Here is a 13,794-nt window from a genome sequence, read left to right on the forward strand (position 1 = left end):
GCATGACTGCCGCAAACAGGTGAGGGCATAAAAAATGGTGGCAGCACCAGGCGAGAACATGCGCGTCAATGGCGACCGTCTCTGGGACAGTCTCATGGACATGGCCAAGATCGGCCCCGGCGTTGCCGGCGGCAACAATCGCCAGACGCTGACGGATTCGGATGCCGAAGGCCGCAGCCTTTTCAAGACATGGTGCGACGAAGCCGGCCTGACGATGGGCGTCGACCAAATGGGCACGATGTTCGCCACCCGTCCCGGCACCGATCCCGATGCCCTGCCGGTCTATGTCGGCTCCCATCTCGACACCCAGCCGACCGGCGGCAAATATGACGGCGTTCTCGGTGTGCTTTCGGCGCTCGAAGTCGTGCGCACGATGAACGATCTCGGCATCAGGACCAAGCACCCGATCGTCGTCACCAACTGGACGAACGAGGAAGGCGCGCGCTTCGCGCCCGCCATGCTGGCGTCGGGCGTCTTTGCCGGCGTGCACAGCCTGGACTTCGCCTATAACCGCAGGGACCCCGAGGGCAACCTCTTCGGCGACGAGTTGAAGCGCATCGGCTGGGTCGGCGACGAAGAGGTCGGCGCCCGCAAGATGCATGCCTATTTCGAATATCATATCGAGCAGGGTCCGATCCTCGAAGCCGAGAACAAGCAGATCGGCGTCGTCACCCACTGTCAGGGGCTGTGGTGGCTGGAATTCACGCTGACCGGCAAGGAAGCCCATACCGGCTCGACACCGATGAACATGCGCGTCAATGCCGGTCTCGCCATGTCGCGCATCCTGGAAATGGTCCAGGCTGTCGCCATGGGCGAACAGCCGGGCGCCGTCGGCGGCGTCGGCCAGGTCTTCTTCTCGCCGAACTCCCGCAACGTGCTGCCGGGCAAGGTCGTCTTCACGGTCGACATCCGTTCGCCCGACAAGGCCAAGCTCGACCGCATGCGGGCAAAGATCGAGGCCGAGGCCCCTGGCATCTGCGACGCGCTGGGTGTCGGCTGTTCCATCGAGGCGATCGGCCATTTCGCCCCCGTCACCTTCGACGAAAAACTCGTCACCTCGGTCCGCTCCGCCGCCGAACGCCTCGGCTACAGCCACATGAACCTCATCTCCGGCGCCGGCCACGACGCCTGCTGGGCCGCCAAGGTGGCGCCTGCGACGATGGTCATGTGCCCCTGCGTCGGCGGCCTCAGCCACAACGAGGCGGAAGAAATCTCCAAGGAATGGGCGACGGCGGGCGCCGACGTGCTGTTCCATGCGGTGGTCGAGACGGCGGAGATCGTGGCGTGATGGCGTCAGACCTGCCAACGACCTATATCGATTGTGCTGATGCTTTTAAGTTCAACAATCAGCGAACTGCCGACGACCTTGCATGGGCCAGTGCCAATGTGACGCCGGTGAACGAAGGTCCGTGGGGTGACGTTCCTGCCGCGCAGGTCTGCTACATCGGCATCAACACGGCAGGCGAGCGGATCAGGCTTCCGCAAATATCGAACCTTTGGCGATATAAACCCTCTGGTGTTCAGCTGGCTTCAGATGACCGCGACCACCGCCAAACCTACTATGTCGCTGGGCGGCCCGGAGCCATTGATATCGTTCGTATCGAACTAGGCCCTTCCATGCCCGGCATATTGATCGAACGCCCCAAAGGCAGCCGCCCCGTACAGTCAACCGGGCTGATCGACGGCAAGGATTTCTACTTTCGCGAAAGCGATGGTTTTTGGTCGTTGTCGGTCGGCGGCGCTGACGTCATTGGCCAACCCGACTGGCATTACGAGGAAGAGCATGACACGCCCGATGAACTCAGTGAGGAGGCGGTTTACGACCTCGTCGCCAAAGGCGCAGCGCTCCTGCGAAGTGGCACGCCCACGATGGCAGTTGAGCAATAACAGCTAGGAAAAGGAGCAGCAGCCATGACCACAGTCATCAAGAACGGCACCATCGTCACGGCCGACCTCACCTATAAGGCTGACGTCAAGATCGACGGCGGCAAGATCGTCGAGATCGGTCCGAACCTCTCGGGCGACGAGACCTTGGACGCCTCCGGCTGTTACATCATGCCCGGCGGCATCGACCCCCATACCCATCTCGAAATGCCCTTCATGGGCACCTATTCCTCCGACGATTTCGAGAGCGGCACGCGTGCGGCGCTTTCCGGCGGCACGACCATGGTCGTCGATTTCGCCCTTCCCGCCCCCGGCCAGTCGCTGCTCGAAGCGCTGACCATGTGGGACAACAAATCGACGCGGGCCAATTGCGACTATTCCTTCCACATGGCGGTTACCTGGTGGAGCGAGCAGGTCTTCAAGGAGATGGAGACTATCGTCCGCGACAAGGGCATCAATACCTTCAAGCACTTCATGGCCTATAAGGGCGCGTTGATGGTCGACGATGACGAGATGTTTGCCTCGTTCCAGCGCTGCGCCGAACTCGGCGCGCTGCCGCTGGTGCATGCCGAAAACGGCGACGTCGTCGCCTCGATGTCGGCAAAGCTGCTGGCCGCAGGCAATAACGGCCCCGAGGCGCATGCCTATTCCCGCCCGGCCGAAGTCGAAGGCGAGGCTACCAACCGCGCCATCATGATCGCCGACATGGCCGGCTGCCCCGTCTATATCGTCCACACTTCCTGCGAACAGGCGCACGAGGCGATCCGCCGCGCCCGCGCCAAGGGCATGCGCGTCTATGGCGAACCGCTGATCCAGCATCTGACGCTCGACGAGAGCGAATATTCCAATCCCGACTGGGATCATGCCGCCCGCCGGGTGATGTCGCCTCCCTTCCGCAACAAGCAGCATCAGGACAGCCTCTGGGCCGGTCTTGCTTCCGGCTCGCTGCAGGTGGTCGCGACCGACCATTGCGCTTTCACGACGGCGCAGAAGCGTTTCGGCGTCGGCGATTTCACCAAGATCCCGAACGGCACCGGCGGCCTCGAAGACCGCATGCCGATGCTGTGGACGAACGGCGTCAACACCGGCCGGCTGACGATGAACGAATTCGTCGCCGTCACCTCGACCAACATCGCCAAGATCCTCAATATCTATCCGAAGAAGGGCGCGATCCTCGTCGGCGCCGACGCCGATATCGTCGTCTGGGACCCGAACCGTTCGAAGGTTATCTCGTCCAAGAGCCAGCAGTCGGCGATCGACTACAACGTCTTCGAAGGCAAGGAAGTAACCGGCCTGCCGCGCTACACGCTGACGCGCGGCGTCGTCGCGATCGAGGAAAGCACGATCAAGACCCGCGAGGGCCACGGCGAATTCGTCAGGCGCGAACCGGTGACGGCCGTCAGCAAGGCGCTGTCCACCTGGAAGGAGATCACTTCTCCGCGCAAGGTGGAACGCACGGGTATTCCGGCAACCGGCGTATGACGATGGAGCGTAACGATACGGCCATCAACGGGGGAACGACGCCTCCATGCGAATGACCTCACGCCGGCACCAGCGCGTCCAAATCAGGCAGAAGCACGACGCTTTCCTGCTCGTGCGGATCGGTGCGCGCGATGACCGCCGTGCAGGGCGTGCTGCTGAGGTTCGCCGGCATATGCGGCACGCCGGCCGGGATGTAGAACAGTTCCCCGGCATGGGTGATGACGTGATGTTCCAGCCGGTCGCCGTACCAGGTATGGGCCTCGCCGGAGAGCACGTAGATCGCCGTCTCATGCGCCTCATGCAGATGCGCCTTGGCCCGCACGCCGGGCGGGATCGTCAGGAGGTGCATGCAGATGCCCTTGGCGCCGACCGTTTCGGCCGCGATCCCTTCGAAATAGCTGAGCCCCTGCTTGCCGTCATAAGCGTGATTGGGGCGAACGATGTGGCAGGTGGGCTTTGATGTCGCGTCCATTCTCTTCCTCCATGAATTGTGCCGCCGGCAGGGCCTGCGGCAATGGTACCATGCAATCCGCCTTCCGGCGGCGAAAACAAGATCGGTCGCATTGATGCAAGCACCCTCCGTCGTATCCGCCAAGGACCTCTGTCTCACCTACCAGGCGAATGACGGCCCGGTGCAGGCGCTGAGCGATGTCAATCTCGATGTGCGCAAGGGCGATTTCGTCTCTTTCATCGGCCCGTCCGGCTGCGGCAAGACGACCTTCCTGCGGGTCATCGCCGATCTCGAAAAGAGCACGTCGGGCGAGATTCTGATCAACGGCATGACGCCGGAGCAGGCCCGCAAGGCCCGCGCCTACGGTTATGTCTTCCAGGCGCCGGCGCTCTATCCCTGGCGCACCATCGAAAACAACATCGCCCTGCCGCTGGAAATCATGGGTTATGGCGGCGCCGACCGCACGAGGCGGATCGCCGAAGCGCTCGACCTGGTCGGCCTCTCCGGCTTCGAGAAGAAATTCCCCTGGCAGCTTTCCGGCGGCATGCAGCAGCGCGCCTCGATCGCCCGCGCGCTCGCCTTCGACGCCGACCTGCTCCTGATGGACGAGCCCTTCGGCGCATTGGACGAAATCGTCCGCGACCATCTGAACGAAGAGCTGCTGAAGCTCTGGGCCCGCACCAACAAGACGATCTGCTTCGTCACTCACTCCATTCCCGAGGCCGTCTACCTCTCGACCAAGATCGTGGTGATGTCGCCACGCCCGGGCCGCGTCACCGACGTGATCGACTCGACCCTGCCGGCCGAACGCCCGCTCGACATCCGCGACACCCCCGAATTCCTGGAAATCGCCCATCGCGTCCGCGAGGGGCTGAGGACGGGGCATAGCCATGAGGTTTAGGCGCGTGTTGTTGGAAAAGACCCCTCCCCAACCCCTCCCCACAAGGGGGAGGGGCTTTGGCGCTCGCAGCAATCCCTCATCTTCTGGCGCAACGCTACAACAAGCTGTGACCTTGCTATGGAAGACAAAGCGGGCCGCAGGCTTGCCCCTCCCCCTTGTGGGGAGGGGTTGGGGAGGGGTTTAGATGCCACATTCCAACATCACCCCTAAAACCCGCGAAAGGGCAAAACGCCTCCGCCGTGAACTCACAAAGGCAGAGGCTGCGATGTGGAACATGCTTCGCGATCTCAGGCCCTACGGTGCCCGGTTCCGGCGCGAAACGCCGATCGGCCCCTATATCGCTGACTTTGCCTGGCTGTCGGCACGTCTCATCGTCGAAGTTGACGGCGACAGCCACGAAACGACCGCCGGTCGCCGGCATGATCTCGCCCGGGACGCATTTTTGCGCAACCAAGGTTTCGACGTGCTCCGCTTCGACAATGCCCAAGTGCTTGATGGACCTGACTACGTATTCATCACCATCGAGAAACATGCCGCTCCATTCTTGAGGGAGCGTGCAGCATGAAACCAGACACTTTCAAGGACAAGATCGTCCCCGTCACCACCATCCTGCTCGCCCTCATCGCCATCTGGTATGTCGCTGCCGTGCTGATGAACGCGCCCTTCCAGCGCGACATGGACAGCCGCGCCGGCGTCACGCCCACGACGATGGAATTCGTCGGCAAGACGCTCGCGCAGCCGAAGCCGATCCTGCCGGCGCCGCATCAGGTCGCACAGAACGTCTATGAGAACACGTTCCTGCGCGGCCTTTCGAGCAATCGCAGCCTCGTCTATCACAGCTGGGTGACGCTCTCCTCCACCCTGCTCGGCTTCGGTTTCGGCATGCTGCTCGGCATTCTTCTTGCCGTGCTGATTGTCCACAACCGCGCCATGGACCGCTCGCTGATGCCCTGGCTGGTGGCCAGCCAGACGATACCGATCCTCGCCATCGCGCCGATGATCGTCATCATCTCCTACAATGTGCTGACCGGCGATAATGCGCTGGCGCATCTGCTGAACCTCGATTCCGATGCCTCCCGCCTCGTCTCCAAGGCGCTGATCTCCACCTACCTCTCCTTCTTTCCCGTCGCCGTCGGCATGGTGAAGGGGCTGCGGTCGCCCGAAATCATGTATCTCGACCTCATGCGCACCTATAATGCCAGCCCAGTGCAGACCTTCTGGAAGCTGCGCGTTCCGGCCTCGATCCCCTTCCTCTTCACCTCGATGAAGGTGGCGATCGCCGCAAGTCTCGTCGGCGCCATCGTCGGCGAACTGCCGACCGGCGCCGTTGCCGGAATCGGCTCGAAGCTGCTCGCCGGCTCCTATTACAGCCAGACCATCGATATCTGGGCGGCCCTCGTCGCCGGCTCGCTGCTTGCGGGCATCCTGGTTGCGATCGTCGGCCTTGCGGCGAAGATCGTCGACCGCGCCATGGGCGGGAGGCCGGCATGAAACATCTGACTTTCTCCTGGCAGGCGACGGCCGCCCTGCTTCTCTGTCTCGCGGCTCTGATGGCCCTGCCGCTTCTGGCCGAGGGCGCGGCCCACCCCTTGAACGACGGCACAGTGAGCCTGATTTTCATCATCGTCGCGGCCGCGGCTCTCCTGTCCTTTGCTCCGCAGCCGCCGGCCTACCGCGCCACCGTGCTGTTCATCGGCGCGCATGGCGCCGCCTGGATGCTGCTTTCGGCTCTTTCCGGCAACGAGGCGACGGCAACGCGGGCTTTCTTCCTGCTGCTCTTCGCCTGCTGGCTGCTTGCCTGGCGATGCGTTACGGAACTGTCGAAACTGCAGCCGTCGACCACCTTCGGCAAGTCGGCGCTCCAGCTCTTGATCCCGGCGATCTTCGGCGCCTGGATCCTCATCCTCTGGGAGGCGATCACGCGCGGCGCCGGCGTCCCCTTCATCCTGCTGCCGCCGCCCAGCGCCATCGGCACGCGCATCATGGCCTCTTTGCCCATCCTCGGCGACGACGTCAGGCAGACGATCTTCAAGGCGGTGCTGATCGGTTATATCGTCGGCTGCCTGAGCGGCTTCGTCGTCGCCGTGCTGGCCGACCGCATCGCCTTCCTGCGGCGCGGCCTCCTGCCGATCGGCAACATGGTGTCGGCCCTGCCGATCATCGGCATCGCCCCGGTCATGGTCATGTGGTTCGGCTTCGACTGGCCGTCCAAGGCCGCCGTCGTCATCATCATGACCTTCTTCCCGATGCTGGTGAACACCGTCGCCGGCCTTGCCGCCTCCGGCAGCATGGAGCGCGACCTGATGCGCACCTATGCATCGAGCGACTGGCAGACGCTGCTCAAGCTCAAGCTTCCGGCAGCCATGCCTTTCATTTTTAACGCACTGAAGATCAACTCGACGCTGGCGCTGATTGGTGCCATCGTTGCGGAATTCTTCGGGACGCCGATCGTCGGCATGGGCTTCCGCATCTCCACCGAGATCGGCCGCATGAATGTCGATATGGTCTGGGCGGAAATCGCCGTCGCGGCGCTGGCCGGCTCGATCTTCTACGGCGTCATCGCCCTGACCGAACGGGCGGTGACGTTCTGGCATCCGTCTATCCGTGGTGGCTAGGCGCGCGCGGGCTTCGCAAATGGGGTCCGGGCATAACTTCAGAGGGTAAGGACAAGAAAATGAAAAAATTGATGGTTGCAATGATGGCAAGCGCGATGTCGCTGGCCGCAGCCCATGCGATGGCTGCCGACAAGGTGGTTCTGCAGTTGAAGTGGGTCACGCAGGGCCAGTTCGGCGGTTACTATGTCGCCAAGGACAAGGGCTTTTACAAGGAGGAAGGCCTCGACGTCGAGATCAAGCCGGGCGGCCCCGATATCGCTCCCGAGCAGGTGATCGCCGGCGGCGGCGCCGATGTCATCGTCGACTGGATGGGCGGCGCGCTGGTTGCCCGCGAAAAGGGCGTTCCGCTCGTCAACATCGCCCAGCCCTACCAGAAGTCCGGCCTGGAAATGATCTGCCGCAAGGACGGCCCTGTCAAAACCGAGGCCGACTTCAAGGGCCACACGCTCGGCGTCTGGTTCTTCGGCAACGAATATCCCTTCTTCGCCTGGATGAACAAGCTCGGCCTCTCCACGGACGGCGGCGCAAACGGCGTCACCGTGCTGAAGCAGAGCTTCGACGTGCAGCCGCTCGTCCAGAAGCAGGCCGATTGCATCTCCGTCATGACCTATAACGAATATTGGCAGGCAATCGATGCCGGCTTCAAGCCGGAAGAACTGACGGTTTTCAACTACACCGAGATGGGCAACGACCTGCTGGAAGACGGCCTCTACGCCATGGAGGACAAGCTGAAGGACCCGGCCTTCAAGGAAAAGATGGTCAAGTTCGTCCGCGCCTCGATGAAGGGCTGGAAATACGCGACCGAAAACCCCGATGAAGCCGCCGAGATCGTCATGGACAATGGCGGCCAGGACGAGAACCACCAGAAGCGCATGATGGGCGAAGTCGCCAAGCTGGTCGGCGACGGCTCCGGCAAGCTGGACGAGGCGCTCTATGCCCGCACGGCGAAGGCGCTGCTCGACCAGAAGATCATCAGCAAGGAGCCCTCGGGCGCCTGGACGCACGAGATCACCGACGCCGCTTCCAAGTAAGCACGGCAGGATGCGAAGCGAAACGCGCGGGGAGATTTTCCGCGCGTTTCTCGTTTCTTGCCAATGCAATGAAAAAACGCGTCGTCGCTGTCGCATTTATCCGGCGTCAAACGTCATTGGGAGAGAAGCGGCATCAATCATCGTCATGTTCGCATCATCCGGCGATGATTGATTCAGGTTCTGATGGTAATTATTATCGGCTCATGGGGAATTGTTTTCTGCCGGGCTTGCATATCGAGCAAATCGATACCAACTAGAAGCCGATTTGCCGGCGAGGGATGAAGGCGGCAAATGATGTGCGGATACCCCTGAGAATGCAGTAAAGGCAGTGGCCTGGTCGCGAGCTGAATGACAGACGCGCGAGTTCGGCTAACCTTGTGACGAGATTGGACCAAGACGCATGGCACGCAAGCCGAACGGAATTCTAGGCGTATCCACCCTTTTCGCAGCGTTCCTCGCTGCATCAACCGCGTTTTCGCAGGAAGCGCCGGTGGCGCAGCCGCAGCAGAACCTGCCGGCAATCGTCGTCACCACGGCTGTCAATCGCACTCTCGTCGACCGTGTCATCGGCACGGGAACGGTCAGGCCCGTCGAGGAAGTCTATATCCAGCCTCAGGTCGAAGGCCTGTCGATCCGCGTGCTGAAGGCCGATGTCGGCGACAAGGTTCAGGCCGAAAGCACGCTGGCGACGCTGAACGACGACGCGCTGGTCCTGGAGAAGAGCCAGATGATGGCGACGAAGGCCAAGGGCGAGGCAAGCCTCGCCCAGCTGCGCGCCCAGCTCATCGAAGCGCAGGCCAATGCCGAACAGGCAAGGCAGCAGCAGGCCCGCTCCCAGGAAATGGGCAAGAAGGGCACCGTTTCCACCGCCCAGGTCGAACAGGCTGATGCGACCGCCGCCGCCGCCAATGCCCGCGTCGTCTCCGCCGAACAGGCGATCGAGGTCGCCGAAGCCGATCTCAAGGTCTTCGACAGCCAGATCGCCGATGCGGATCTGAAACTCGCGCGCACCGATGTAAAGACGCCGGTTGCCGGCACGGTCGCGGCAAAGAACGCCAAGGTCGGCGCCATCGCCGCCGGCACCGGCGATCCGCTGTTCACCATCATCCGCGACGGCGATATCGAGCTCGTGGCCGAAGTCGCCGAGAGCGACATCGTCCGGATCATGGCCGGCCAGAAGGCGACGATCTCGCTTTCCGGCAGCCGCGAAAAGCTTTCCGGCGCCGTCCGCCTGGTGTCTCCGACCGTCGATCCGACGACCCGGCTCGGCCTCGTCCATATCTCGATCGACGACGACAGCAAGGCGCGTTCCGGCATGTATGGCAGCGCCGAAATCATCGTCCGCGAGACCGAGGGCGTATCGCTGCCTTTGACCGCGGTGCTGACGGGCAATGAAGGCTCGTCGGCCCGCAAGGTCGAGGATGGCGTGGTGAAATTCGCCAAGATCGAGACCGGCATCCAGGACGGCGGCTATGTCGAGATCGTCAAGGGATTGAAGAGCGGCGACGAGGTCGTCGCCAAGGCGGGCGCCTATGTCCGCGATGGCGACCGCATCACGCCGGTGCGTGAACAGCCAGCGGCTTCCAACTAAAGAGACCATCCGATGAATTTTTCAGCCTGGTCCATTCGAAATCCCATCGCGCCGCTCCTGGCCTTCTGCCTGCTGATCTTCATCGGCATGCAGTCGTTCGACAAGCTGCCGATCACGCGCTTCCCCAACATCGACGTGCCGCTCGTCTCGATCAGCGTGACGCAGAGCGGCGCTTCGCCGGCCGAACTCGAAATGCAGGTAACGAAGGAGATCGAAGATGCGATCGCCTCCATCACCGGCATCGATGAAATCCAGTCGACGGTGACGGACGGCAGTTCGCAGACCAACGTCATGTTCCGGATGGAAGTGCCGACGGAACAGGCCGTGCAGGACGTCAAGGATGCGATCGACCGCATTCGCAGCGATCTGCCGGCGACGGCCGAAGCACCGATCGTCACCAAGGTCGATGTCGAGGGCCAGGCGATCCAGACCTTCGCCGTTTCCTCGCCCGACATGTCGCTCGAAGAACTCTCCTGGTTCGTCGACGACACGATCAAGCGCGCCCTGCAGGGCCAGGCCGGCATCGGCCGCGTCGACCGTTACGGCGGCGCGGAGCGCGAAGTGCGCATCGAGCTCACCCCCGGCAAGCTCGACGCTTACGGCATCACCGCCGCAAGCGTGAACCAGCAATTGCGCGGCACCAACGTCGATCTCGGCTCCGGCCGCGGCCAGGTGGCGGGCAGCGAGCAGGCGATCCGCGTTCTCGGCGACGCCCGCAACGTCGCCGAACTTGCAGACACGACGATTGCGCTGCCGAACGGCCGCTTCGTCAAGCTGTCTGATCTCGGCGTCATCAAGGATACTTACGAGGAGCCGAAATCCTTCTCGCGCTTCAACGATACACCCGTCGTCACTTTCGGCGTCTTCCGCTCGAAGGGCGCCAGCGAAGTCAGCGTCGCCGAAACCGTGGCGCAGAGCCTCGACAAGGTGCGGGGCGAAAATCCGAACGTGAAGATCGAGATGATCGACGATTCGGTCTATTTCACCTACGGCAACTACGAAGCCGCCATCCACACGCTGCTGGAAGGCGCGCTGCTCGCCGTCATCGTCGTCCTCTTGTTCCTGAGAAACTGGCGCGCGACGCTGATCTCGGCGATCGCCTTGCCGCTCTCCGCGATCCCGACCTTCTGGGTCATGGACATGATGGGCTTCTCGCTGAACCTCGTCAGCTTCCTCGCCTTGACGCTCGCGACAGGTATCCTCGTCGACGACGCCATCGTGGAAATCGAAAACATCGCCCGCCACATCAAGATGGGCAAGACGCCCTATCGGGCGGCGATCGAGGCGGCCGACGAAATCGGCCTCGCCGTCATCGCCACGACCTTCACGATCATCGCCGTCTTCGTGCCGGTTTCCTTCATGCCGGGCATTCCGGGCCAATACTTCATCCAGTTCGGCCTGACCGTCGCCTTCTCCGTCTTCTTCTCGCTGATGGTGGCGCGCCTCATCACCCCGATGATGGCCGCCTATCTCATGCGCGCCGAAGACGGCATGGAAGACCATCACGACAATGATAGCCTGCTGATGAAGGGTTACACCCGCCTGATACGCGGCACGACCGGGCACAAATATTCGCGATACCTGACGCTGCTCGCCGCGATCGGCTTCCTCGTCGGCTCCGTTTTCCTGCTGATGAAGGTTCCCGGCAGCTTCCTGCCGCCGGAAGACGCCTCGCGCATCGTTCTCTCCGTCGAGCTGCCGCCCAATGCCCGGCTCGACGACACCGAAAAGACGACCGATGCAATCTACGACAGGGTCAAGGACATCAACGGCGTCGAAAGCGTCTTCGTCCTCGGCGGTGCGTCGCCGAAGGGCGACCTCGAGCTGCGCCGCGCGACCATCACGCTCGCGCTCCACAAGCTCGACCAGTCGCTGGTCAAGAAGGTGGTCAACGACGTGCTCGGCGATATCCCCATCATCGGGCCGATGCTGCCGAAGGTGGAAGTCCACGGCCGTGAACGCCCGCAATGGGACATCGAAAAGGAAGTCTTCGCCAAGCTGCGCGACATTCCCGACGTCCACATCCTGAAGCTCAACGACCGCGGCGAACGCGACCTCTCCTTCAACTTCCTTTCCAAGAACGAGAAGGACCTGAACGACGCCGTCGGCATTCTGGAATCGAAACTCCGCGCCGATCCGCTGCTCGCCAATGTCAGCGCCGACGGCGCCCTGCCCCGTCCGGAACTGCAGGTCTACCCGCGCAAGGACGAGGCCGCCCGCCTCGGCATCACGCCGCAGCAGATCTCCGAGACGATCCGCGTCGCCACCATCGGCGATGTCGATGCGGCTCTCGCCAAGATCTCGCTCGACGATCGCCAGATCCCGATCCGCGTCCAGGCCGCGCTCGACATGCGCCGCGACCTTGCGGCCATCCGGGCGCTGAAGATCCAGACCGCCAGCGGCGGCACCGTTCCGCTCTCGAGCGTCGCCAATATCGATTATTCGGAAGGCGTAAGCTCGATCAAGCGCAACAATCGCTACCGCGTCGTATCGATCGGTTCCGACCTGCCGCAGGGCGTGGCGCTCGATACGGCCTCGGCCCGGTTCCGGCAGATCGTCAACGACGCCAAGATCCCGGCGACGGTGCATCTTGCCGAAAGCGGCGATACCAAGGTGCAGACCGAGATGCAGCAGAGCTTCGTCAACGCCATGTTGATGGGCTTGCTGCTGGTGCTGACGGTGCTGATCCTGCTCTTCAAGGACGTGATCCAGCCCTTCACCATCCTGTTCTCGCTGCCGCTTGCCATCGGCGGCGTCGCGGCCGGCCTGATCATCACCAGCAACCCGCTGTCCATGCCTGTCATGATCGGCATTCTGATGCTGATGGGCATCGTCACCAAGAACGCCATCCTGCTCGTGGATTTCGCGATCGAGATGCGCCATCAGGGCATGCCCCGGGTGGAAGCCATGGTCGAAGCCGGCCGCAAGCGCGCCCGGCCGATCATCATGACTTCGATCGCCATGTCGGCCGGCATGCTGCCGTCGGCGCTCGGCGTCGGCGAAGGCGGCTCGTTCCGCGCGCCGATGGCAATCGCCGTGATCGGCGGCATCATCGTCTCCACCGTGCTGTCGCTCGTCGTCGTGCCCTCCTTCTTCCTGATCATGGACGATCTCTCCCGCCTGCTCGGCTGGATGTTCGGCCGCCTGGTCGGCAGAAAGGACCAGGAAGACCTGCCGCTGTCGCGCGAGGATCTCACCCGCGTGACCCGCGAGAACAGCAGCGATATCGACGCGCTGGACGAGCGCCTGACCGCGATCGAAAAGCCGGAAAGCAAGCGCAAGAGCGCTAAAGACACTAATGTGCTGCGCCTGCCGCCCTTCGCGGCGGAGTAAGCAAAGCCGAGTAATCGAACGGGTCGAGACGATCTCCCGGCCCGTTTCGTTTTATCGATCATCTCCGCATTTGAGCGAAATCAATCCCGCCGCTTTCTCTTTCCCTTGTCTTAGCCGGCATGCACGGGAAATCGGAACGACACGCTATCGCCGGAGGATGGAGAGAACGCCGACTTTCGGCGCGCGTGAAATGACCATGCTTGCCGGGGCTGACATCATGGCTGGGCTCAGTCATGACGAAGTCGCAGCCTTGCGTGCCTGCGCCACCGTCCGCCTTTGCGATCCGCACGAGATCCTTTTTCGAGGAGGGTGAGAAGGCCGCCTCGCTGCGACTGCCCTTTCCGAAAGACTTGCTTGCCCGTAAGCTCGGCCTGGCTCCGGAAGCGCTCTCGCGGGCCTTTTCGACATTGAAGACGGCAGGGGTCACCGTGCGCGGCCGGGCCATCGCAATCAGCAACGTCGATGTGCTGCGGCAGGTCTGACCATCAGAGCATGATGCCGAAAAC

Annotated in this window: 11 protein-coding genes and 1 pseudogene; 11 read left to right on the plus strand and 1 reads right to left on the minus strand. The window is 62.7% G+C overall.

The annotated features are described in order from the left end of the window. The first annotated feature begins 34 nt into the window (after positions 1–34). Genes QD408_RS07210 through hydA form a run of 3 tightly spaced genes read left to right on the plus strand, consistent with a single transcriptional unit; the run spans position 35 to position 3,366 of the window. Complete coding sequence (locus QD408_RS07210; protein ID WP_414138816.1) at positions 35–1,288, plus strand: Zn-dependent hydrolase; 1,254 nt, start codon at positions 35–37, stop codon at positions 1,286–1,288. Beyond that, on the plus strand, positions 1,285–1,887 hold the full coding sequence (locus QD408_RS07215; protein WP_414138817.1) for a hypothetical protein: 603 nt from the start codon (positions 1,285–1,287) through the stop codon (positions 1,885–1,887). The genes QD408_RS07210 and QD408_RS07215 overlap by 4 nt, the downstream gene beginning before the upstream one ends. Before the next feature lie 24 nt (positions 1,888–1,911). Then, positions 1,912–3,366, plus strand: a complete 1,455-nt coding sequence (hydA, locus tag QD408_RS07220) for a dihydropyrimidinase (RefSeq protein ID WP_414138818.1) — start codon at positions 1,912–1,914, stop codon at positions 3,364–3,366. A gap of 58 nt (positions 3,367–3,424) precedes the next feature. Here the strand turns inward: hydA and QD408_RS07225 are convergent, their stop codons facing one another. Beyond that, positions 3,425–3,838 carry a cupin domain-containing protein gene (locus QD408_RS07225; protein ID WP_088684772.1) on the minus strand — a complete coding sequence of 138 codons (414 nt, stop codon included), beginning with the start codon at positions 3,836–3,838 and terminating at the stop codon, positions 3,425–3,427. A 94-nt stretch (positions 3,839–3,932) separates the two neighbouring features. On the opposite strand from QD408_RS07225, the gene QD408_RS07230 reads away from it, so the two are divergent. The 8 genes and pseudogenes from QD408_RS07230 to QD408_RS07265 all read left to right on the plus strand — a co-directional run. Further along, positions 3,933–4,718, plus strand: a complete 786-nt coding sequence (locus QD408_RS07230) for an ABC transporter ATP-binding protein (RefSeq protein ID WP_414138819.1) — start codon at positions 3,933–3,935, stop codon at positions 4,716–4,718. 184 nt (positions 4,719–4,902) lie between these two features. Continuing rightward, positions 4,903–5,283, plus strand: a complete 381-nt coding sequence (locus QD408_RS07235) for an endonuclease domain-containing protein (protein WP_414138820.1) — start codon at positions 4,903–4,905, stop codon at positions 5,281–5,283. Then, a complete protein-coding gene (locus tag QD408_RS07240) occupies positions 5,280–6,209 on the plus strand; it encodes an ABC transporter permease (protein ID WP_414138821.1) in 930 nt (309 codons plus the stop codon). The genes QD408_RS07235 and QD408_RS07240 overlap by 4 nt, the downstream gene beginning before the upstream one ends. Further along, positions 6,206–7,333: an ABC transporter permease gene (locus tag QD408_RS07245; RefSeq protein WP_414138822.1), complete on the plus strand. Its 1,128-nt coding sequence runs from the start codon at positions 6,206–6,208 to the stop codon at positions 7,331–7,333. The genes QD408_RS07240 and QD408_RS07245 overlap by 4 nt, the downstream gene beginning before the upstream one ends. 59 nt (positions 7,334–7,392) lie before the next feature. Continuing rightward, positions 7,393–8,364: an ABC transporter substrate-binding protein gene (locus QD408_RS07250; protein WP_088684777.1), complete on the plus strand. Its 972-nt coding sequence runs from the start codon at positions 7,393–7,395 to the stop codon at positions 8,362–8,364. A gap of 400 nt (positions 8,365–8,764) precedes the next feature. After that, the gene (locus QD408_RS07255; protein WP_414138823.1) at positions 8,765–9,955 is read left to right on the plus strand and encodes an efflux RND transporter periplasmic adaptor subunit; all 1,191 of its coding nucleotides are present in this window, start codon (positions 8,765–8,767) and stop codon (positions 9,953–9,955) included. Between the two features lie 12 nt (positions 9,956–9,967). Next, entirely contained in the window at positions 9,968–13,288 is a 3,321-nt protein-coding gene (locus QD408_RS07260; RefSeq protein ID WP_414138824.1) for an efflux RND transporter permease subunit, read from the plus strand. 320 nt (positions 13,289–13,608) lie between these two features. Next, positions 13,609–13,770 (plus strand): annotated as a pseudogene (locus QD408_RS07265) (helix-turn-helix domain-containing protein); the annotation flags it as partial. Between the last annotated feature and the right edge of the window lie 24 nt (positions 13,771–13,794).

The sequence above is a fragment of the Rhizobium sp. BR 249 genome, assembly GCF_047445895.1.
GTDB lineage: Bacteria > Pseudomonadota > Alphaproteobacteria > Rhizobiales > Rhizobiaceae > Rhizobium.